This window comes from Streptomyces sp. NPDC018045 (genome assembly GCF_044327445.1).
Taxonomy (GTDB): Bacteria; Actinomycetota; Actinomycetes; order Streptomycetales; family Streptomycetaceae; genus Streptomyces.
This window is the reverse complement of the sequence record NZ_JBIRFL010000016.1, coordinates 1-21,992: the sequence shown is the minus strand read 5'-3', so window position 1 is coordinate 21,992 and position 21,992 is coordinate 1. Positions and strand designations below refer to the sequence as shown.

Annotated in this window: 13 protein-coding genes; 11 read left to right on the top strand and 2 right to left on the bottom strand. The window is 73.8% G+C overall.

Annotated features, from left to right (window positions below; genetic code table 11):
• Positions 1–96 precede the first annotated feature (96 nt).
• Positions 97–1,275 (top strand): adenylyltransferase/sulfurtransferase MoeZ, encoded by a 1,179-nt coding sequence (gene moeZ / locus ACH4EB_RS27305; RefSeq protein ID WP_398350461.1) that lies wholly within the window; start codon positions 97–99, stop codon positions 1,273–1,275.
• Between the two features lie 88 nt (positions 1,276–1,363).
• Here moeZ and ACH4EB_RS27300 read toward each other — a convergent pair whose 3' ends face one another.
• Positions 1,364–3,895, bottom strand: a complete 2,532-nt coding sequence (locus ACH4EB_RS27300) for a lysylphosphatidylglycerol synthase domain-containing protein (protein WP_398350585.1) — start codon at positions 3,893–3,895, stop codon at positions 1,364–1,366.
• A gap of 803 nt (positions 3,896–4,698) precedes the next feature.
• On the opposite strand from ACH4EB_RS27300, the gene ACH4EB_RS27295 reads away from it, so the two are divergent.
• The 6 genes from ACH4EB_RS27295 (at position 4,699) to ACH4EB_RS27270 (ending at position 17,774) form a co-directional block, all read left to right on the top strand.
• Positions 4,699–5,184 (top strand): MGMT family protein, encoded by a 486-nt coding sequence (locus ACH4EB_RS27295; protein WP_398350460.1) that lies wholly within the window; start codon positions 4,699–4,701, stop codon positions 5,182–5,184.
• Between the two features lie 780 nt (positions 5,185–5,964).
• Complete coding sequence (locus ACH4EB_RS27290; RefSeq protein WP_398350584.1) at positions 5,965–9,561, top strand: UvrD-helicase domain-containing protein; 3,597 nt, start codon at positions 5,965–5,967, stop codon at positions 9,559–9,561.
• Positions 9,562–9,837: 276 nt separating this feature from the next.
• Positions 9,838–13,743, top strand: coding sequence for a UvrD-helicase domain-containing protein (locus tag ACH4EB_RS27285; RefSeq protein ID WP_398350458.1), 3,906 nt, complete (start codon positions 9,838–9,840; stop codon positions 13,741–13,743).
• A gap of 78 nt (positions 13,744–13,821) precedes the next feature.
• Positions 13,822–15,222: a dipeptidase gene (locus ACH4EB_RS27280; RefSeq protein WP_398350456.1), complete on the top strand. Its 1,401-nt coding sequence runs from the start codon at positions 13,822–13,824 to the stop codon at positions 15,220–15,222.
• 397 nt (positions 15,223–15,619) lie between these two features.
• Complete coding sequence (nudC, locus tag ACH4EB_RS27275; RefSeq protein WP_398350454.1) at positions 15,620–16,555, top strand: NAD(+) diphosphatase; 936 nt, start codon at positions 15,620–15,622, stop codon at positions 16,553–16,555.
• A gap of 499 nt (positions 16,556–17,054) precedes the next feature.
• On the top strand, positions 17,055–17,774 hold the full coding sequence (locus tag ACH4EB_RS27270) for an XRE family transcriptional regulator (RefSeq protein ID WP_398350452.1): 720 nt from the start codon (positions 17,055–17,057) through the stop codon (positions 17,772–17,774).
• A gap of 100 nt (positions 17,775–17,874) precedes the next feature.
• On the opposite strand, the gene ACH4EB_RS27265 is transcribed toward ACH4EB_RS27270, so the two are convergent.
• Complete coding sequence (locus ACH4EB_RS27265) at positions 17,875–18,117, bottom strand: mycoredoxin (RefSeq protein WP_030640890.1); 243 nt, start codon at positions 18,115–18,117, stop codon at positions 17,875–17,877.
• 196 nt (positions 18,118–18,313) lie between these two features.
• Between ACH4EB_RS27265 and ACH4EB_RS27260 the strand changes: the two genes are divergently transcribed.
• The 4 genes from ACH4EB_RS27260 (at position 18,314) to ACH4EB_RS27245 (ending at position 21,862) form a co-directional block, all read left to right on the top strand.
• A complete protein-coding gene (locus ACH4EB_RS27260; protein WP_398350450.1) occupies positions 18,314–20,587 on the top strand; it encodes an ATP-dependent DNA helicase UvrD2 in 2,274 nt (757 codons plus the stop codon).
• Positions 20,588–20,729: 142 nt separating this feature from the next.
• The gene (locus ACH4EB_RS27255) at positions 20,730–21,062 is read left to right on the top strand and encodes a hypothetical protein (protein WP_398350449.1); all 333 of its coding nucleotides are present in this window, start codon (positions 20,730–20,732) and stop codon (positions 21,060–21,062) included.
• Positions 21,063–21,182: 120 nt separating this feature from the next.
• Entirely contained in the window at positions 21,183–21,536 is a 354-nt protein-coding gene (locus tag ACH4EB_RS27250; RefSeq protein ID WP_003984433.1) for a WhiB family transcriptional regulator, read from the top strand.
• Positions 21,533–21,862: a hypothetical protein gene (locus tag ACH4EB_RS27245; RefSeq protein WP_398350448.1), complete on the top strand. Its 330-nt coding sequence runs from the start codon at positions 21,533–21,535 to the stop codon at positions 21,860–21,862. Before ACH4EB_RS27250 ends, ACH4EB_RS27245 begins: the two co-directional genes overlap by 4 nt.
• Positions 21,863–21,992 lie beyond the last annotated feature (130 nt).

The window sequence follows — 21,992 nt, the reverse complement described above, 5'->3', positions numbered from 1 at the left end:
AGGGCGTGGCAGTGTTACGGGGAGACCACCGTCCCTTGCTCCGGGCCCGCCCGGGGCGGGGGGTCGCCCATCGAGATACCGACAAACGGAGTCCCCGTGTCGCTGCCACCCCTGGTCGAGCCCGCATCGGAGCTCACCGTCGACGAGGTCCGCAGGTACTCCCGCCACCTGATCATCCCGGATGTCGGGATGGACGGGCAGAAGCGGCTGAAGAACGCCAAGGTGCTGTGCGTCGGCGCCGGCGGTCTGGGCTCGCCCGCGCTGATGTACCTGGCCGCGGCGGGCGTCGGCACCCTCGGCATCGTGGAGTTCGACGAGGTCGACGAGTCCAACCTCCAGCGCCAGATCATCCACAGTCAGGCGGACATCGGGCGCTCCAAGGCCGCGTCCGCCAAGGACACGGTGCTGGGCATCAACCCGTACGTCACGGTCAACCTGCACGAAGAGCGCCTCGACTCCACCAACGTCATGGACCTCTTCGCGCAGTACGACCTGATCGTCGACGGCACGGACAACTTCGCCACCCGCTATCTGGTCAACGACGCCTGCGTACTGCTGAACAAGCCGTACGTCTGGGGCTCGATCTACCGCTTCGACGGGCAGGCGTCGGTCTTCTGGAGCGAGCACGGCCCCTGCTACCGCTGCCTGTACCCGGAGCCCCCGCCGCCCGGCATGGTCCCCTCCTGCGCCGAGGGCGGCGTGCTGGGCGTGCTGTGCGCGTCCATCGGCTCGATCCAGGTCAACGAGGCGATCAAGCTGCTGGCCGGCATCGGTGACCCGCTGGTCGGCCGCCTGATGATCTACGACGCGCTGGAGATGACGTACCGCCAGGTCAAGGTCCGCAAGGACCCCGACTGCGCGGTCTGCGGCGAGAACCCGACGGTCACCGAACTCATCGACTACGAGGCCTTCTGCGGCGTCGTCTCCGAGGAGGCCCAGGAGGCGGCGGCCGGCTCCACGATCACTCCGCAGCAGCTCAAGGAGTGGATCGACACGGACGAGAAGATCGAGATCATCGACGTCCGCGAGCCGAACGAGTACGAGATCGTCTCGATCCCCGGCGCCAAGCTGATCCCCAAGAACGAGTTCCTGATGGGCGGCGCCCTCCAGGACCTCCCGCAGGACCGGAAGATCGTCCTGCACTGCAAGACGGGCGTCCGCTCCGCCGAGGTCCTCGCCGTCCTGAAGTCCGCCGGCTTCGCGGACGCGGTACACGTCGGCGGCGGCGTCATCGGCTGGGTCAACACGGTCGAGCCGGAGAAGCCGGTCTACTGACCGCCTGCCCGTCGGCACGCCGCACGGAGCACGAGGGCCCGCACACCGGGAAGTGTGCGGGCCCTCGGCCGTACCACGGGCGGCCCGGTCAGATCCGGCCCTTGCGGGTCAGGTGCGTGAACGAGAGCCAGCCCGGCAGTACCGGCAGCCAGAACGTCATCAGCCGGAAGAGCAGCACCGAAGGGAACGCGATGTCCGCGGTGAGCCCGGCCAGCGTCAGGGTGGCGGTCAGCGCGCTCTCGATGGCGGCCACACCGCCGGGGGTCGGCGCCGCGGAGCCCACCGCGTTGCCCGCGAGGAAGACCACCGCGATGGCCGCGTAACTCAGTTGCCCGCCACCGCCGAACGCGCGGATCGAGGCGTCCAGGCACAGCACGTTCGCCGCCGTGAGCAGCAGCGTGCCGCTGATGCCGACCGCCAGCTTCTTCGGGCGCTGGAGTACGTCCAGCATGCGCGGCACCACGCCCGCGAACAGCGACCGTACGCGCGTACCGATGAACTTGCGCAGGACCGGGACCGCGGTGACCACCAGCACCAGCACGGCCGCCGTCAGCAGGCCCGCGATGACCGCGCGGGACGGGGACAGCGACGGCGTGCGCTCGGTGCCGGTCAGATAGCCGAAGGTCAGCAGCAGCACGATGTGACAGCCCAGACCGAAGAGCTGGGACGCGCCCACGCTCGCCACCGCGAGACCGGACCGGAGGCCCGAGCGCTGCAGGAAGCGGGTGTTGAGCGCCACGCCGCCCACCGCGGCCGGCGCGACCAGCTTGACGAAGTTGCCCGCCACCTGCGCGACAACCGTCCGCAGGAAGGACACCTTCTCCGGTACGAAGCCGAGCAGGCTCATCGCCGCGGCCGGGTAGGTCAGCGCCGAGAAGGCCATCGCCGCCACCACCCACAGCCACTGCGCCTCGACCACCTGGCCGAGGTTGGCGTGAGTGATCTGCGAGAGCAGGAAGTACGCGGCGAAGACACCGGCGATCCAGCTCACGAGGGTACGCGGCCGGATCCGTTCCAGACGGGCCGGCTCGACCGGTGCCGTCGGCCGGATCAGCAGCACCTGCTGGCGGATCTGCGAGAGCAGGTCCTCCTCGCGGGCCTCCTCCAGCGCCTCGTCGACCGCCCGCTTCTCGGCGTGTTTCTCGGCGCGCAGCTCCTTGCGGTTGCTCGGGCCCTCGTGGGTGTGCGCGCCGCCCCGCCCGGCCGCCTCGGCGGCCTTGCGCTCCTTTGCGGCGCGCGACGCCTCCAGGACCGCCTCGCGCTCCCGCGCCGAGCGCTCGCGGGCGAGCTGGCGCAGCGTGGCCCGGGTGGTACGGCTGAGCGCGATCGGCTGGAGCAGCGGCAGGCTGTCGGCGACCGCGTCCGGGCCGAGCACGTCGACGGCGCCGGCCACCGCCCGCTCGGCGCCGACCCGCAGCGCGAACGTGGTCAGGAGCTGCGCGGCGTCCATCCGCAGGACGAGGTCGCCCGCCGCGATCTCACCCCCGCGCAGATCGGTCAGGAAAATCCTGCCGGAACGATCCACCAGAAGGGCGTCACCCACCAGGCGCCGGTGCGCGATGCGCCGCGACTGGAGCGCCGCCACCTGCCGCCAGGCGTTGCGCATCAGCTCATCGGTGATCTCCTCGTCCGGCAGCGCGTCCAGCGGCCGGCCGTCGATGTGCTCGTACACCAGCATCACCGCGTCCGGGCCCAGCTCGGAGGTGGCGATCAGCTTCGGCGCGTTGGCACCGGCCGCGATGGCCGCGTACGCCAGCAGCGCCTCCTGCTCCAGCGCCTGGCGCAGCGACTGCAGGCTGCGGCGCTGGTTGATGCCGCGCAGCGACAGCCGCCGCCAGACCCGGTAGAAGAAGCCCTGTGCCTGCCGCTCGCGGTCCACGACGGTCACGTCGATGGGCGGGCCGTCCTCCAGGGTGACGATGTAGCGGCGGCCGCGGTCGGCGTGCTCCGGGTGTTCGGGGTTGCCGATGTCCTCGGCGCGCACCGCGCTGACCGGATGGAAACCGACCCGGCGCAGCCCGGCGAGGAGGTTCTGGCCGGTGGGGCGCACATTGGGCGAGCCGACCGCGTACAGCGTCCCGAAGGCCACCGTCCAGCCGATGAGGATGGTGGTGACGATCGCGAACGGTGTCGTGTAGCGGCCCACGAGCACGGCGAACGCGTCGAGGAGCAGCACGCACCACATCGCCACCCGCCAGCGCGGGCGCCGCGACATTCCCACCGCCGTCATGTACGCGATGACCGGTGCGAGGTAGCTGTGCACCGGCGCGGTCAGTCCGCCGTTGGCCAGCGGCTGGGTCAGCGCGACCTGGATGGACTCCGGGGCGGCCTCGGCGACCCACAGATCGGTGGCGAGCGAGACACCGTGCGCCAGGACCGCGGCCAGCACCCCGTCCGCGATCCGCAGCCCGTCCCGTTTGATCAGCCGCTCGACGGCGAAGGCCACCGGCACGATCAGGACGGCCACACTCGATGCCAGCCCGGCGAAGTTGATCAACAGCCGCGGTGCCAGCCCGGCGCCCTCGCCGATGTCGTTCTGCAGGCCCTGGGTCGTGCCGTGGGCGAAGGTCGCCAGCAGCAGCACCAGCGCGATGCCGACGATGCCGAGCAGCAGGCGCATCAGGTCGGACGGGCGGTGCACCCGGGCCGGGAGCAGCGGCTCGTCACCGGAGACCTGGTCGACGTGGAACTCGCTGCCCACGTGGTCGCGGGGCGGGGCGGGGCGTTCGGACTTGTCGGGTTTGTTGCTCTTGCTGCCTCTGGCGGCTTTATCGACTTTATCGGTTTTATCTGCTTTGTCGGCAGTTTTGGCAGGTTGGGGGGCGCTGTCGCCTCCCGGTGCCTGGTGCGAGCCGGCGCCTTCGGGCGTCCCGTGCGAACTGTCGCCTCCGGGTGCGGACGACGCGCCCGTACGGGCGGCGCCACCCGGCCGGTCCGGCCCGGCCGTCCCGCCGACGGTGCCTTCCTCTTCTGCCGCGCCCCGCGCTGCCGCGCCCTCCGCTCCGGTGGAGGCGGTCGCCGTATCGGCCCGGCAGGGCTGGTCCGGCCCCTCCGGACGCGCGGACTCGTCGGCTCTTCCGGCCTTCTCGATCGTGCTCGCCTTTTCGGTCTCGGAAGCCTGTGACGGCTTCCCCCGTGGTTTTCCGTCCCCCCGGGCGGGGGTGGCGGAGGACAGCGCCTCAGGGGTGCCGGCCTCCCGTGGAGGCACCGCACCCTGCTGTTCGGCCGTCTCTTCTTGATCTCGTATCACCAGTCACCGCCCGGAAGATGGTGGCATGGCCGGGAGGAGGTGGGGGGCATCAGGGTGCATTTCGAAGGGCCGGGAAACGGAACATACGCCGCCGTGCCGGTCCCCGCACGCCGTCGGCGGGGCACCGCGCGGACGGGACGGGACTGTCGGTGGCGTGGTGCAGGATGGGCCGAATGAGTGGGACGACGGGAGACTTTCCGCAGGGTGGCGCCGAGCGCGGCGAAGACGGGACCGAGTCCGAGGGGAGCCCGCCCGGCCCCGGCGCCGGGGAGATCCCCGAGTACGCGGAACGGGTCCTCGGGGTCGCCGAGCTGATTCCGCCCGGGCGGGTGATGACGTACGGCGATGTCGCCGAGTGGCTCGCGGGGGAGGAGCCGCCCGGCGCCGAAGGGGCCGCGGACACCGGCGGCGGGCGGCGCGTGGGCGGGCCGCGCCAGGTGGGCCGGGTGATGTCCCTGTACGGGGGCGCCGTGCCGTGGTGGCGCGTCGTGCGCGCGGACGGCCGGTTGCTGCCCGGCAGCGAACTGCGCGCGCTGGCGCACTACCGGGACGAAGGCACACCACTGCGCGAGGCGCCCCGGTCCGCCGAGGGCCACGTCCCGCGCCTCGACCTGCGGCGGGCGCGCTGGGACGGGCGCGATCCGGGGGTGTGCGGCTGAGAGGGTGCGCGGGAGGCGGGAGTGACCGGAGCGTGCACGTCCGTACGGGATCGGAGCGGGGCGCGTCCGTGGGCGTGGCCTCGGGGCGGGGTGTGACCGCAGGCGTGCCCTCGGGGCGGCGTCTGTCCGTGCGCGGGGATTCTGGGCGGAGTGCGTCCGTCCGGGTGATGCGGGGACCTGGGGCGGGGGGCCGGATCGGGGGGTTCTTGCCGGCGGGAGTGTGGGTTTCTTGCTGGTCGGAGCGGTGGGAGCGTCCGGAACACCCGGAGCGTTCGGGCCGTCCGGAGCGTCCGGCGTTCTCAGACCGTTGGCCGCGCTCGGCCCCTTTGCCGCGCTCGGCCCCTTTGGTGCGCTCGGTCGCTTCGGTGTGCTCGGCCTCTTCCACGCCCACGGCCTCATCACCGTCCACGGCTTCTCCGCCGCTCTCGGATGCTTCGCCGCGGGGGGTCCCTTCGCCGCGCCGGGCCGGTCCGGTGGCGCGCCGGTCCCGTCCAGCCCACCGGTCGCACGCGGCGCTCTCGCTCCGTGCGCGGCGTGTGGCACGGACGTACGCATCCGTCGTGGGGACGTCCGTATCCGGCGTACCGTCGTGGGACGGACTGCGGCTCGTGCGCCACCTGGCGTAGCGTCGGGCACGGCCCGCACCACCGCCCCGCCGCCCGGCGTCCGGCGCGGTGGCCGCACGAGCCCGCCCCGCACCGCGGTGCGCACCACGACCAGCACCTCCTCCCAGGACCGGCGATCCACGTGAGTTCCTCCTTCTCGGCCTCGGCCTCGGCCATGCCGTCCGCGCAGCCGCGCCGGCGGCCGGCGCGGCGGGATGCCGCCGGCGCGTACCGACTGGTGCGTACCCGGCCGGGACCGGCGGACCCTCCTGCTTTGGACGCACGCCAGCGCGCTGTGGTTGACCATGACGCCGGGCCGCTGCTGGTCCTCGCCGGTCCCGGTACGGGCAAGACCACGACGCTCGTGGAGGCGGTCGCCCGGCGCGTACGGGACGGCGCCGACCCCGAGCGGCTGCTCGTGCTGACCTTCAGCCGCAAGGCCGCCGTCGAGCTGCGGGACCGGATCGCCTCGCGTCTGGGCAGTGCCGCCGCCCCGCAGGCGACCACCTTCCACTCGTACTGTTACGCGCTCGTACGGGCCCACCAGGACGCCGACCTGTTCGCCGACCCGCTGCGGCTGCTGTCCGGCCCCGAGCAGGACCTCGTCGTACGTGAGCTTCTCGAAGGGCAGGCCGGGCTGGCGGCGGCCGGGCGGGCCCGGGTGCGCTGGCCGGACGAACTGCGCGCGTGCCTGACGACGCGCGGCTTCGCCGACGAGGTCCGCGCGGTGCTCGCCCGCAGCCGCGAGCTGGGGCTGGGCCCGGACGCGCTCGCCGACTTCGCGCGCCGTACGGGGCGGCCCGACTGGGGCGCGGCGGCCGGGTTCCTGGCCGAGTACCTGGACGTGCTGGACGCCCAGGGCATGCTGGACTACGCCGAACTCGTACACCGCGCGGTGCTGCTCGCGGAGCGCGACGAGGTCGCGACGGAGCTGGCGGCGCGCTACGACACGGTGTTCGTCGACGAATACCAGGACACCGACGCCGCGCAGGTACGGCTGCTGCGCGCGCTGGCCGGCGGCGGCCGTACGCTCGTCGCCTTCGGCGACCCGGACCAGTCGATCTACGCCTTCCGCGGCGCCGACGTCAACGGCATCCTCGACTTCCCGGCGATGTTCCCGCGTACGGACGGCACCCCGGCGCCGGTCGAGGTGCTCGGCACCTCGCGCCGCTCGGGCGCGGACCTTCTGGCGGCCACCCGGCGGCTCACCGCCCGTATGCCGCTGACCCGGCTGCCGGCCCGGGCGGTACGGGCGCACCGCGACCTGACGGCGGTACGGGACGGTGGCCGCGTCGAGGTCTACACGTATCCGACGCCGGGCGCCGAGCTGGACAACATCGCGGACATCCTGCGGCGCGCGCACCTGGAGGACGGCGTGCCGTGGCGCGACATGGCCGTCCTCGTGCGCGCCGGCGGCCGCTCCATCCCCGGTGTGCGGCGGGCCCTGACCTCGGCCGGCGTGCCCCTGGAGATCGACGGCGACGAGCTGCCGCTGCGGCAGGAACCGGCGGTGGCGCCGCTGCTGACGGCCCTGCGGGTGGCGGCTTCGGGAGCGGTTGCCGGGACGGATTCCGGGACGGGTTCCGGGGCGGGGGAGATCGGCGTCGTGGGGGGTGCGGGCTCGGAGTACGGCACGGCGGACGCGGAGGGCGGCGCGGGGACGGAGGAACCGGCCGGCGCGTCGGGGACGGGTCCGGAGGACGAGCCGGTGCCGGGCCCGTACAAGCCGGTGCCGGGTCCGGACGACGAGCCCGTGCCGGACCAGGGCGGGCCCGTGCCGGACCCGGACGACGAGCCGGTCGACGCATGGGGGGCGGCCCCCGAGGACGCCCCGCCGTCCTCTCCGGAGGAGGCGGCGCCCCTCGACGGCGGGCACCCCGCCGCCCACGGCCGGCTTTCCCCCGAGACGGCCATAGAGCTGCTGACCTCCCCCCTCGGCGGTATGGACGCCGCTGACCTGCGCCGGCTCGGGCGGGCGCTGCGCGAGGAGGAGCGGGCCGCCGGGCAGGACGTGCCGCGGCCCTCGGACGAACTGATCGCGCGGGCGCTCGCCGAACCGGAGCGCCTGGTCGCACACGATCCGGCGTACGCGCGGGGCGCGCGGCAGCTCGGCGAGCTGCTGCGCACCACCCGCGACCTGCTGGCCCGCGGCGGCACCGCCGAAGAGGCCCTGTGGACGCTGTGGAACGGCACGCCCACCTGGTCGCAACGGCTGGAGCGGACCGCCCGGCGCGGCGGCGCGGCGGCCCGGAACGCCGACCGCGACCTGGACGCCGTCGTGGCGCTGTTCGAGACCGCCGCGCGCGCGGAGGCCCGTACCGGCGGCCGGGGCGCCCTGAACTTCCTGGAGGAACTGGACGCCCAGGACATCGCGGCCGACACCCTGACCCGCCGGACCGTCCGCCCCGACGCGGTGCGCCTGATGACCGCGCACCGTTCCAAGGGCCTGGAGTGGCGGCTCGTCGTCGTGGCCGGCGTACAGGAAGGGCTCTGGCCCGACCTGCGCCGCCGCGGCTCGCTCCTGGAGGCGGACCGGATCGGCCGGGACGGGCTGGCCGAACCGCTGCCTCCGGGCGCGCTGCTCACCGAGGAGCGCCGGCTGTTCTACGTGGCGGCGACCCGGGCCCGCGAGCGCCTGGTGGTCACCGCCGTCAAGGCCGCGTCCGACGACGGCGACCAGCCGTCCCGCTTCCTGACCGAGCTGGGTGTGGAGCCGCAGGACGTCACCGGGCGCCCCCGCCGTCCGCTGTCGGTCGCCGCGCTCGTCGCGGAGCTGCGGGCCACCACCGTCGACCCGGCCGCCACCCCGGCGCTCCGGGAGGCCGCCGCGCGACGGCTGGCGAAGCTGGCGGCGCTGCGGGACGACGACGGGCAGCCGCTGGTGTCGGCCGCCCACCCCGATCAGTGGTGGGGGCTGTACGAGCCGACGCACAGCACCGTGCCGCTGCGCGACCGCGACCGCCCCGTGGCCCTCTCCGGCAGCGCGCTCGACCAGCTCGCCAACACCTGCGCGCTGCAGTGGTTCCTGGGGCGCGAGGTGAAGGCGGACACGCCCGCGACCGCCGCCCAGGGTTTCGGCAACGTCGTGCACGTCCTCGCCGACGAGGTCGCCTCCGGCCGTACGCCTGCCGACCTGTCCGTCCTGATGGAGCGCCTGGACTCCGTATGGGACGCGCTCGCGTTCGACGCGCCCTGGAAGTCACGGCAGGAGAAGGAGAACGCGCGCGCCGCCCTGGAGCGCTTCCTGCGCTGGCACGTGATGGAGCGCGGCACGCTGGGCCGCGAGACCGTCGCGACCGAGCACGCCTTCGACGTCACCCTCGAAGCGGGCGAGTACGCCGTCCGCATCCGGGGGAGCATGGACCGCGTCGAGCGGGACGCGGAGGGCCGGGCGTACGTCGTCGACTTCAAGACCGGCAAGCAGAAGCCGACCGGTCCGGAGGTCGCCCGCCACCCGCAGCTCGCCGTGTACCAGTTGGCGGTGCGCACCGGCGCGGTGGACGCCGCCTTCGAGGGGCAGCGGCCCGAGCCGGGCGGTGCGGAACTCGTCCACCTGCGGCTCGGCGCCCCCCAGAAGGAGGGCGGGGACGCGCTCCCCGCCGTCCAGGCGCAGGGGCCGCTGGACGGTGAGTGGGTGGGCGAGCTGCTCGCCACCGCCGCCGGCCGCGTCCTGGAGGAGCGCTTCACGCCCACCACGGGGCAGCACTGCACCCACTGCACGTTCCGCAGCGCCTGCTCGGCCCTGCCCGAGGGGCAGCACGTGGTGGAGTGACGGGGCGAGCGGGGCGCGGCGACCGGAGCCGACACCCGGGGCCCGGAGCCCGGCACCCGGGGCGCGGCGGCCGGGGCGCGGCAGCCGGGGTGCGGCAGCCGTGCCGGCTCCGGGCGGTGATCACCCGCTCCGCGTACGGCGGGCGTCCGCTCCGCTACCGGTGATCACCGGCCCAGGGCGCTCCGCTCCCGGGGATCACCGGCTCCAGGGCGCCGCGCGGGCCCGCTCAGCAGGCGTTTGCCGCGATTGTCAGTGGGGGCCGATACGGTCTCGGATGTGTCAGCTCGCATCACCGACCCCGAGCAGCTCAAGCAGCTCCTCGGCATCCCGTTCACCCCGGAGCAGACGGCCTGCATCACCGCACCGCCCGCCCCGCAGGTCGTCGTGGCCGGCGCCGGTTCCGGCAAGACCACGGTCATGGCCGCGCGCGTGGTGTGGCTGGTCGGCACGGGCCAGGTCGCCCCGGAGCAGGTGCTCGGGCTGACGTTCACGAACAAGGCGGCGGGCGAGCTGGCCGAGCGCGTCCGCAAGGCCCTGGCCGCGGCCGGGGTGACGGAGCCGGCCGATCCGTTCGGCGCGGGCGTTCCGGGGGGCGGCGGTACGGGGCATGGCGCCCCGGGGTCCGGTGGTCCGGGGCCCGGGGGCCCGCCCGGCGCGGACGGCGTCCCGGGCGAGCCCCGGATCTCGACGTACCACTCCTTCGCGGGCCAACTCCTCAAGGACCACGGCCTGCGCATCGGCCTGGAGCCCAGCGCCCGCCTGCTCGCCGACGCCACCCGCTTCCAGCTCGCCGCCCGGGTGCTGCGCACCGCCCCCGGCCCGTATCCGGCGCTCACGAAGTCGCTGCCCTCCCTGGTGGAGGACCTGCTCGCGCTCGACGGCGAGCTGGCCGAGCACCTGGTGGAGCCGGACCGGCTGCGGGCGTACGACACCGAGCTGCTCGCCGCCCTCGACCGGGTCAAGCTCTCCAACGCCGACCTGCGCAAGGTGCCCGAGACGGCCCGCGGACGCCTGGAGCTGCTGGAGCTGGTCCGGGCATACCGCGCCGAGAAGCGCCGGCGCGAGCTGCTGGACTTCGGCGACCAGATCGCCCTGTCGGCGACCCTCGCGACCACCCGCCCCGAGGTGGGCGCGCTGCTCCGGGAGGATTTCAGGGTCGTCCTCCTGGACGAGTACCAGGACACCTCCGTGGCCCAGCGGATCATGCTGTCCGGCCTGTTCGGCGGGGGTACGGGCCATGCGGTGACCGCCGTCGGCGACCCCTGCCAGGCCATCTACGGATGGCGCGGCGCCTCCGTCGCCAACCTGGACGACTTCCCTGACCACTTCCCCTTCGAGGACGGCAGCCCGGCCGGGCGCTCCGCCCTCAGCCAGAACCGCCGCAGCGGCGGCCGGCTGCTCGACCTGGCCAACGGCCTCGCCGCGCCGCTCCGCGCCCGGCACGCGGGCGTCGAGGCGCTGCGCCCGGCGCCGGGCGCGGAGCGCGACGGCATGGTGCGCTGTGCGCTGCTGCCCACCCACGCGGAGGAGATGACCTGGCTCGCCGGGAGCATCGCCCATCTGGTGCGGACGGGCACCCCGCCCGGTGAGATCGCGGTGCTGTGCCGGACCGCCGGCGACTTCGCCCGTATCCAGGGCGAGCTGGTCGCGCGAGACGTCCCGGTCGAGGTCGTCGGCCTGTCCGGGCTGCTGCACCTGCCGGAGATCGCCGATCTGGTGGCGGTGTGCGAGGTCCTCCAGGACCCCACGGCCAACGCCGCCCTGGTACGGCTGCTGATCGGCCCGCGCTGGCGCATCGGCCCCCGCGACCTGGCCCTCCTGGGCCGCCGGGCGCGGCTGCTGGTCCACCGGGCCGGTCAGTCCGAGGACCCCGAACGGCGGCTGGCCGAGGCCGTGGAGGGCGTCGACCCGGCCGAGACGATCTCGCTCGCCGACGCGCTCGACACGTTCCTGGAGTCGGACGGCCGCCCCGACGACGGCCTGCCGTTCTCCCCGGAGGCGCGCGTCCGCTTCGCCTACGTGGCGCGCGAACTGCGCGAGCTGCGACGTTCGCTGGGCGACCCCCTGATGGACGTACTGCACCGGGTGCTGTCCGTCACCGGCCTGGAGGTCGAACTCTCCGCGTCCCCGCGCGCCCTGGCGGCCCGCCGCCGGGAGACCCTGGGCACCTTCCTGGACATCGCCGCCGGCTTCGCCGCCAAGCAGGGCGGCGCGGCCCTGGACGGCGACGCGACGCTCCTCGCCTTCCTGGGCTTCCTGCGCACGGCCGTGCAGCACGAGAAGGGCCTGGACAGCTCCCTCCCGGGCGGTGAGAACACGGTCAAGGTGCTGACCGCCCACAAGTCCAAGGGCCTGGAGTGGGACGTGGTCGCCGTTCCCGGCCTGGTCGGCAAGCAGTTCCCCAGCGAGCAGTCCCGCGATTCCTGGCTCACCCAGCCCAAGGTGCTGCCGCACGCCCTGCGCGGCGACGCCGCGACGCTGCCGGACGTGGCCGACTGGAGCAGCCGCGGCCTGAAGTCCTTCAAGGAGGAGATGAAGGACCACCAGTCCGTGGAGGAGCTGCGCCTCGGGTATGTGACCTTCACCCGCCCGCGTTCCCTGCTGCTCGGCTCCGGCCACTGGTGGGGCCCCGACCAGAAGCGCCCGCGCGGCCCGTCCGCCTTCCTGGAGGCACTGCGCGCGCACTGCGAGGCGGGCCACGGCGAGATCGAGGAGTGGGCCGAGGCACCGGAGGAGGGCGCGGAGAATCCGTCGCTGAAGGAGGCGGAGGCCGAGCTGGAGTGGCCACTGCCGCTGGACGCGGTGGCGAAGGAGCGCCGGCGCGCGGCCGCGGCGACGGTCCGGGCGTATCTGGACGGGACGTCGGCGGTGTCGGCGGACGCCCCAGGTGGCGGCGCGGTGCCGCCACACGCCACCGCGGCCGATGCCCCGGAGGCCGCCGCCGCCCATGACGCCCCGCACCCGGCGGCGGGTGCCGGAGCCGCGGCGGTGCCCGGTCCGGCCCTGCCGCCCGGCCCGGTCCGGCCCGTCCACGACCCGGAGTGGCCGCCGCCACCCGACGATGATCCGTACGAGGACATGTACGCCGACGGGGACGCCTTCGAGGCCCCCCAGCGGCCCGCCGCCGAGCCCGTCTCCGAGCACGGCCTCGCCGACTGGGACGCCTGGAGCGCCGAACGGCCCGCGCACCCGCAGGACGAGGACCGGGCGGGCGAAGCCGTGGGCACCGGAGGCGGGCGTCCTCACGTACCGGCCCAAGCCCAGCCCCCCGAGCCCACCTCGGCCCCCCGGACAGCCCGGACCCCCGAAGCGGCCCCGGCTCTCGAAGCCGCCACCGGCCCCGCCCCCGACTCCGCTCCCACTCCCCTCCTCCCCGAGGAGCGCCGCACCGTCGCCTCCTGGGACCGCGATCTCGACGCGCTCGCCGACGAGCTGCGCCGCGCCCGCGCGACCGTCCGGGACGTCCCCCTGCCGTCCTCGCTCAGCGCCTCGCAGTTGCTGTGGCTCGCGTCCGACCCGGACGGCTTCACCCGGGAGCTGGCCCGCCCCATGCCGCACCCGCCCCGGCCCGCCGCCCGCCGCGGTACGCGCTTCCACGCCTGGGTGGAGTCGCGCTTCGAGGAGCTGACGCTGCCCCTGCTCGGCCCCGACGAGCTGCCGGGTGGCGCGTACGGCCACGAGGCCCGCGCGCAGGAAGCGGCCGGGGAGGCGGACCCCATCAGGGACGAGGACGACCTGGAGGCCCTCAAGGAGGCCTTCGCCCGCAGCCCGTACGCCCGGCGCACCCCGTACCGCATCGAGGTCCCGGTGCAGGTCACCCTCGCGGGTCGGGTGATCCGCGGCCGTATCGACGCCGTCTACCGCAGCCGCGGACCCCAGGGGGACACCTACGAGATCATCGACTGGAAGACCCACCACGCCCAGACCGCCGACCCGCTCCAATTGGCCCTCTACCGCGTGGCCTGGGCCGAGCAGCACGGCCTGCCCCTGTCCGCGGTCGACGCCGCGTTCCTGTACGTACGCAGCGGCGAGACCGTACGGCCGCAGCGGCTGCCCGACCGGGCCGGACTGGAGCGCATCCTCCTCGGCGAGCACGACCGGACCGCCGACGCCACCGACGCCGCCCCCCGTGCCGCCACCGGCCCCGCCACCGGCCATGACGGCGACAGCGACGGCAGGTGACGGACGATGACGGCAGAGGTGACAAGATCGTCGGGACCGGCGGCGGACCGTGCCCGTGAGCCGGATAGGCTCGGACGTATGAGCACCACCTCGGACAGCGCCGTCCGCGCGTACATCAACGTCCACCGCGAAGAGTTCCTCGACGACCTGGCCGCCTGGCTGCGCATCCCCTCGGTGTCCGCCGACCCGGAGCGCGCCGCCGACGTGCGCCGCAGCGCCGAGTGGCTCGCCGGACGGCTCACCGCGACCGGCTTCCCCACCGCCGAGATCTGGGAGACGGACGGCGCGCCCGCGGTCTTCGCCGAGTGGCCCTCCGGGGACCCGTCGGCCCCCACCGTCCTCGTCTACGGCCACCACGACGTGCAGCCCGCCGCCCGCGAGGACGGCTGGCGCACTGACCCCTTCGAGCCGCAGACCGTCGACGGGAAGCTGTACGCGCGTGGTGCCGCCGACGACAAGGGCCAGGTGTTCTTCCACACCCTCGGCGTACGCGCCCACCTCGCCGCGACCGGCCGCACCGCCCCGGCCGTCAACCTCAAATTCCTCATCGAGGGCGAGGAGGAGTCCGGCTCCCCGAACTTCCCGGCGCTGATCACCAAGCACGCCGACCGGCTGGCCTGCGACACGGTGATCGTCTCCGACACCGGCATGTGGTCCAAGGACACCCCGACCGTCTGCACGGGCATGCGCGGCCTCACCGACTGCCAGATCGACCTGTACGGCCCCGACCAGGACATCCACTCCGGGTCCTTCGGCGGCGCGGTGCCCAACCCGGCCACCGAGGCCGCCCGGCTGGCCGCCGCGCTGCACGACGAGGACCGCCGGGTGGCCGTCCCCGGCTTCTACGACGGCGTCGTCGAGCTGACCGACCGCGAGCGCGAACTCTTCGCCGAGCTGCCCTTCGACGAGCCCGAGTGGCTGCGTACGGCCCACTCGCACGCCGCGCTCGGCGAAGCCGGCCACAGCACCCTGGAGCGGATCTGGGCCCGCCCCACCGCCGAGGTCAACGGCATCAGCGGCGGCTACCAAGGCCCCGGCGGCAAGACCATCGTGCCGTCCGCGGCGCAGCTCAAGCTGTCCTTCCGCCTGGTGGCGGGCCAGGACGCGGCCGGCGTCCAGCAGGCCGTACGGGACTGGGTCGCCGCCCGCCTGCCCGACGGCATCCGCCACGACATCACCTTCTGGGGCGCCACCCGCCCCTGCCTGACCCCGCTCGACCACCCCGCCCTGCAATCCGTCGTACGGGCCATGGGCCGTGCCTTCGGCCAGAAGATCCGCTTCACCCGCGAGGGCGGCTCGGGCCCGGCCGCCGACCTCCAGGACGTCCTCGGCGTACCGGTCCTCTTCCTCGGCATATCCATCCCCTCGGACGGCTGGCACGCCCCGAACGAGAAGGTCGAACTGGACCTGCTGATGAAGGGCGTCGAGACCGCCGCGCACCTGTGGGGCGACCTGGCGGAGAACTGGCGCGTGGCTTGAGGGGTGACCGCGCCGTACCGGCCTCCGCGCCCGTGACCGGGCCGGCGGCCTGCATGCCGGACACCGGCGCGGGCCGCCCCCACGGCCTGCCCGTCTCCCACGGCCTGCCCGTCTCCCGCCGTCCGGCGACGACGGGCGGCGCGGGGGCTCCCGCGTCCGCCGCCGCCCAGCGCGTCGTCAGCACCGGCCACCACCCGCCCACGCCACGCACACCACCCACGTCATCCGCACCGCCCGTGTTCCCCGCGTCCGGTGAGGCGGCCCGCGTACCGCCGCCGTGGCCGCCGCCCGCCCCGCGCACCCGCCGTCCCACCCACACCGCCCGTACCGCCAACCGCCCGGCGGCCGCGCCCCCGGGCAGCAATCACCCACGCCATAGGGGGAGTTGGAAACCGCAGTGACCACCTGGACCGACCACAGCGCCGACCGGCCGATCACCTTCAGCGCACCGAGCGGCATCGACCGGGCCGCCCACCACCGCCTCGACGAGGCCTGGCTCGCGGCCGCCTGGAGCCACCCGACGACGCGCGTCTTCGTGGTCTCCGGAGGCCAGGCGCTGGTCGACGACACCCCCGACGGCCGCACCGAACTCGTCATGACGCCGTCCTTCGAGGCGCCGCTCACCGAGACGCACCGCTACTTCCTCGGTACCGACGAGGACGGCGTGCGCTACTTCGCGCTCCAGAAGGACTCGCTGCCGGGGCGCATGGACCAGTCCGCGCGCCCGGCCGGCCTGCGTGAGGCGGGCCTGCTGCTCTCCCCGCGCGACGCGGGGCTGCTCGTGCACGCCGTCGCCCTGGAGAACTGGCAGCGCCTGCACCGCTTCTGCTCCCGCTGCGGCGAACGCACCGTCATCGCGGCGGCGGGCCACATCCGCCGCTGCCCCGCCTGCGGCGCCGAACACTACCCGCGCACCGACCCGGCCGTGATCATGCTCGTCACGGACGAGGAGGACCGCGCGCTGCTCGGCCGCCAGGTGCACTGGCCGGAGGGCCGTTTCTCCACCCTCGCCGGTTTCGTCGAGCCCGGCGAATCCATCGAGCAGTCGGTGGCCCGCGAGGTCTTCGAGGAGGCGGGCGTGGTCGTCGGCGAGGTCGAGTACGTCGCGAGCCAGCCGTGGCCCTTCCCCTCCAGCCTGATGCTCGGCTTCATGGCCCGCGCCACGTCCTCCGAGATCCAGGTCGACGGCGAGGAGATCGAAGAGGCCCGCTGGTTCTCCCGCGAGGACCTGAAGGCCGCCTTCGAGTCCGGCGAGGTCCTCCCCGCGTACGGCATCTCCATCGCCGCCCGCCTGATCGAACTGTGGTACGGCAAGCCGCTGCCGAAGCCGTAACGGCAACCGGCCGGGGCCCCACCAGGCCCCGGCCGCCTGCCCAGCGGGGGGAAGGGCTGCCCTACTGCCTGCCCTTGGCCACACAGAGGGCGCAGGCGAACGGACACGGCGGAACCACGCCCTCCACCACCCTCACAACGGCAGCGGAACCTCCCGCCGGTGCGCCTCCCTCACATGCCGCCGATACCGCACCCGGGCGTCCACCTCCATCGACTGATCCCGGCTCGCCCGCCCTTCGGCTTCGAGGGCCTTCAGCAGCTCGCATGTTTCGCATACCTCGCACCTGTCCGTCGGGTTCTCGCTCATGGCGCTCATGCTTCCGGGCGGCCGCACGCCACCGCGACGGCGTCAGGACGTCCGTCCAGTGTCCGAACGGCGTCACAGGCAAGACGTCAAATCGGTGTCACTTCGCCGGAGTTGGGTCTAGCTTGGATCTATGACGACGGCGCCGGACCTCACAGCGAACGAAGCCCTACGGGCGGCTCGCCTCTCCCTTCGCATGAGCCAGGACGACATGGCCCGTGCGCTGCGGAAGGCGGGCGACGAGGCCGGCGAACCCAACGACGCCAACAAACGGCTCGTGCAGCGCTGGGAAGGCGGCACCACACGCGTACCCCGGCCCGTCTACGTACGTGCCCTGGAAAAGGTCACCGGGCTGCCCATCGAGTCGCTCGGCTTCGCCCTGTCGGTCATGGCCCGCGTCCGGGACGACGGTGCTGGAGGGCATGATGTGACCCCTGGGGCGGACGGTGTGGCCGCCGCGTCCGGCGACGCCGAGTCGGCCGCCCGGACGACGGGGCGCGCGCACTACGCGGGCGTGTGGCTCAGCCGGTACGAGTTCTACTCGTCCGGCAGGGGGCAGACCCACACCGGCGCCCACTACGTCGTGCTGGTGCAGCACGGCGACCGTCTCACCGGCCGGTCACTGCCCGGAGCGTCGTCCCACCCCGACTCGCCCCTGTCCCTCGACCTCACCGTGGACGGGAACGTGGTCACCGGCACCTGGGTGGAGCAGACCGCGACAGGCGACTACTACGCGGGCGCCCGCTACCACGGCGCCCTCCAGCTACTGGCCGAGCCGACCGGCAGGCGCATGGCCGGGAAGTGGGTCGGCTTCGGCAAGGACTTCGACGTGAACACCGGACCGTGGGAGCTGATCTTCAAGGACGCCTCCACGTCGAAGGAGACGGTGGGGCGGTACAGCCGCCGTCCGGAGTGATCGGGAGTGACACGGGCGTGACGCCCCCCCCGGCCGCGACGAACGCGCACGACGAACCCCCGGCCGCAACGGCCGGGGGTTCGCGCGTGTGAACCGGGTCTCAGGCGCCGAGAGCCTGCTTGACCTGGGCCAGGGACGGGTTGGTCAGGGTGGAGCCGTCGGGGAAGAGGACCGTGGGCACGGTCTGGTTGCCGCCGTTGGCCTTTTCGACGAAGGCCGCCGACTCGGGGTCCTGCTCGATGTTGATCTCGGTGTACGCGATTCCCTCGCGGTCCATCTGGCCCTTCAGCCGACGGCAGTATCCGCACCACGTGGTGCTGTACATCGTCACAGTGCCCGCCATGGGTCCTCGCGCTCCTTCAAGCTCGGCGTGTTTGCAGTGGAAGAACGCCGGTCCGGCCCGGACCATTCCCGCCCGTGCCGGACCGCTCCCATACGCGTACGGGAGCCCACCCGTAGGCCCGCGTATTCGTACGACCGGGGGTGGCGGCTGTGGACAACTTTCCCGGCTGCCCCGGTCGACCTGGCAGCATGGCGGGGTGACAGCAGCATCGGACTCCACTCTCTTCCCGCAGGTTGCGGCCGCGACCCAGTTCCCGGCCGCGCCCGAGGGTGCCGACGCGGTGCTCGACGGCCTGGACCCCGAGCAACGCGAGGTCGCCACGGCCCTGCACGGCCCCGTGTGCGTCCTGGCGGGCGCCGGGACGGGCAAGACCCGCGCGATCACCCACCGCATCGCGTACGGCGTGCGTGCGGGCATCCTGCAGCCCTCCACGGTGCTCGCCGTCACCTTCACCGCCCGCGCGGCGGGGGAGATGCGCGGACGGCTGCGCCAGCTCGGGGCGGCCGGGGTGCAGGCGAGGACGTTCCACTCCGCCGCGCTGCGCCAGCTCCAGTACTTCTGGCCCAAGGCGGTCGGCGGTGAGGTGCCGCGGCTGCTGGAGCGCAAGATCCAGTTGGTCTCCGAGGCCGCCGCCCGCTGCCGCGTCCGCCTGGACCGCAACGAGCTGCGCGATGTCACGGGCGAGATCGAGTGGTCCAAGGTCACCCAGACCGTGCCCGCCGACTATCCGGCCGCCGTCCGCAAGGCCGGCCGCGAGGCCCCTCGCGACCCGGCCGAGATCGGGCAGATCTACGGGACGTACGAGCAGCTCAAGCGCGACCGGGGGACCATCGATTTCGAGGACGTGCTGCTGCTGACCGTCGGCGTCCTCCAGGACCGGCACGACATCGCCGAGCAGGTCCGCGCCCAGTACCAGCACTTCGTCGTGGACGAGTACCAGGACGTCAGCCCGCTCCAGCAGCGGCTGCTCGACCTGTGGCTCGGCGACCGCGACAACCTCTGCGTCGTCGGCGACGCCAGCCAGACGATCTACAGCTTCACCGGCGCCACCCCCGACCACCTGCTGAACTTCCGCACCCGCCATCCGAACGCCACGGTCGTCAAGCTGGTCCGCGACTACCGCTCCACCCCCCAGGTCGTGCACCTCGCCAACGGCCTCCTGTCCCAGGCGCGCGGCCGCGCCGCCGAGCACCGCCTGGAGCTGGTCTCCCAGCGGGACACCGGCCCCGAGCCGGTGTACGTCGAGTACGGGGACGAGCCCGCCGAGGCGGAAGGCACCGCCCGCCGGATCCGCGATCTGATCGCCTCCGGCGTACCGGCGAGCGAGATAGCGGTCCTCTACCGCATCAATGCCCAGTCCGAGGTCTACGAGCAGGCGCTCGCCGACCTCGGCGTGCCCTACCAGCTCCGGGGTGCCGAGCGGTTCTTCGAGCGGCCCGAGGTGCGGGAGGCGGGCGTCAAGCTGCGCGGCGCCGCCCGCTTCGGCGCCAACGACGCCCTCCTGGACGACGCCGTGGACCTCCCGTCCGAGGTGCGGGCCGTGCTGAGCGACATGGGGTGGACGAGCGTGCCCCCGGCCGGGTCCGGCGCGGTGCGGGACCGCTGGGAGTCGCTGGCCGCGCTGGTCCGCCTCGCCGAGGACTTCGCCAAGGCCCGGTCGGCGGCCACCCTCGCCGATCTGGTCGCCGAGCTGGACGAGCGGGCCAACGCCCAGCACGCGCCGACCGTCGAAGGTGTGACGCTCGCCTCGTTCCACGCGGCCAAGGGCCTGGAGTGGGACGCCGTCTTCCTGGTCGGCCTCACCGAGGGCATGATGCCGATCACCTACGCCAAGACGGACGAGCAGACGGAGGAGGAGCGCCGCCTGCTGTATGTCGGCGTGACCCGGGCCCGCCTGCACCTGGGCCTGTCGTGGTCCCTGTCGCGCTCGCCGGGCGGCCGCGCCGTCCGGCGTCCCAGCCGCTTCCTGGACGGGCTGCGGCCCGGATCGGGAGGCGCCGGGCGCCGTGCGGCGGCAGCCGTCGCGGGCGGCATCGAGCGCGGCGCCGCGGCCAGGGGCGCGAGCAAGCGTCGGAGCCGGTCACCCGCCCGCTGCCGGGTCTGCGGCAAGACGCTCACCGATGCGGGTGAAATGAAGCTCATGCGCTGCGACGACTGCCCCTGTGAGGTCGACGAGGCGTTGTACGAGCGGCTGCGCGACTGGCGGGCCGAGCGGGCCCGGCAGTTGGGCCAGCCGGCGTACTGCGTCTTCACGGACAAGACCCTGATGGCGATCGCCGAGTCCGCGCCGGGAACCGAGGGCGAGCTGGCGGGCATCCCCGGAGTGGGGGGACGCAAGCTGGGCCGATTCGGCGCCGATGTCCTCGCGCTGTGCGCAGGTGAGGAGCTCGTTGCGGCAGCGGACGAGCCGTCGCCGGACGATCTTCCGGAGGGTGGTGCAAGAACCTCCGGAAAGTCGTCAGAAAAATAGTTTGCGCGCGTGGAGCGCATCCCCATAGCCTTCACGGGCACGGAGACAACGGGCCTTCCGGGATCCGCTGGATTCGTGTTGTACTGAACAAGCCCGGACCGGATTTTCCGGTCCGCCGAGACGCCGAGAGGAGGCGAGACCAGTGATCAGCTTCATCGAGACCCAGAAAATGACCGATCGTTCGGTCGTCGCCACCTGCATGCTCGGCGCCTCGCTCCCGGGCACCGGTCTGTCCGGCTCCGGCCGACTGTCCGGTCTTGAGGTCTCCCGTGCCGCTTCCCTGGTGTTCCTGCCCCAGGGCGAGTGCGACGAGCGACCGGCCCAGGCACCCGCAGTAGCGGCAGCGGCACAGGCAGCGAATGCGCATGCCTTCATCCGCGCGGCGGCCAACGGTGCCGAATCCCGGAAGCAGTACGAGACGCAGCAGGACACGTGGGCCCACCGCGGGCACGAACCCTGGAGAGATCCAGCCTGATCGGCATGATCAGGTCGGCACCTTCCAGGGCCGCGGAACCCACACCGGGATCCGCGGCCCTTTTGCTTTGCCCATGAGCCCGGCCACCAGCCGGGCCGAACAGACGAGGAACACACCACCGTGCAACTCCAGACGCACACCCCGTCCGTCGCCACCGACCTGATTCCCCCGCCCGACTCCCAGGAGACCCCCTTGCTGCCCCTCACCGAGCTCGACGACGAGATCGACCGACTCGGCGCCGCCGTGCCATGCCGTACCTACGACCCGGAGGTCTTCTTCGCCGAGACCCCGGCCGACGTGGAGTACGCCAAGTCCCTGTGCCAGACCTGCCCGGTGCGCGAGGCGTGTCTCGCCGGCGCCAAGGACCGGCGTGAGCCGTGGGGCGTCTGGGGCGGCGAACTGTTCGTCCAGGGCGTCGTGGTGCCCCGCAAGCGTCCGCGTGGCCGCCCGCGCAAGAACCCGGTCGCGGCATGAACCTCAGCGGCGCGTACACCAGCGGCACAGGAACGATCGACCGTCCCGCCCAACGGGACCCCCAGAAGCAGGACCCGATGAACCCCACCCTCACCGACACCACCGCACCCACGAACTCCGGCGTGATCGAGTCGCGCCAGAACAGGACCCGCGAGATGCAACTCATCCCAGAAGCCCTGGCTCGCGCACATATGCAAGAGCGCCTGCGGGAGGCCGAGTCCGAACGCAGGGCCCAGCGCCTCGCCGCGGCCCGGCGCATGCAGCGCCGCGCCGAGCGGGCGTCGCTGCGCGCCCGGCGCGCTCTGGCCATGGCCGTCATGCAGTGACCCACCGGCGGGCCCGCCCCCCGACGGGGGCGGGGCGCCCCGCGGGGGCGCCCCCCCCGCCGGCGGCCACCCCCACACCCCCCACCCCAGGGGGGGTCCCACGGGGCGAGCTCGGGCGAGCGGCGGGGTG

What these genes read in the sequence shown, in the direction of transcription:
- ACH4EB_RS27280 (WP_398350456.1), top strand. Translation starts at nt 13,822, where the DNA reads ATGAGCACCACCTCGGACAGCGCCGTCCGCGCGTACATCAACGTCCAC.
- ACH4EB_RS27245 (WP_398350448.1), top strand. Translation starts at nt 21,533, where the DNA reads ATGAACCTCAGCGGCGCGTACACCAGCGGCACAGGAACGATCGACCGT.
- ACH4EB_RS27270 (WP_398350452.1), top strand. Translation starts at nt 17,055, where the DNA reads ATGAGCCAGGACGACATGGCCCGTGCGCTGCGGAAGGCGGGCGACGAG.
- ACH4EB_RS27290 (WP_398350584.1), top strand. Translation starts at nt 5,965, where the DNA reads ATGCCGTCCGCGCAGCCGCGCCGGCGGCCGGCGCGGCGGGATGCCGCC.
- ACH4EB_RS27300 (WP_398350585.1), bottom strand. Translation starts at nt 3,895, where the DNA reads ATGCGCCTGCTGCTCGGCATCGTCGGCATCGCGCTGGTGCTGCTGCTG.
- ACH4EB_RS27295 (WP_398350460.1), top strand. Translation starts at nt 4,699, where the DNA reads ATGAGTGGGACGACGGGAGACTTTCCGCAGGGTGGCGCCGAGCGCGGC.
- ACH4EB_RS27265 (WP_030640890.1), bottom strand. Translation starts at nt 18,117, where the DNA reads ATGGCGGGCACTGTGACGATGTACAGCACCACGTGGTGCGGATACTGC.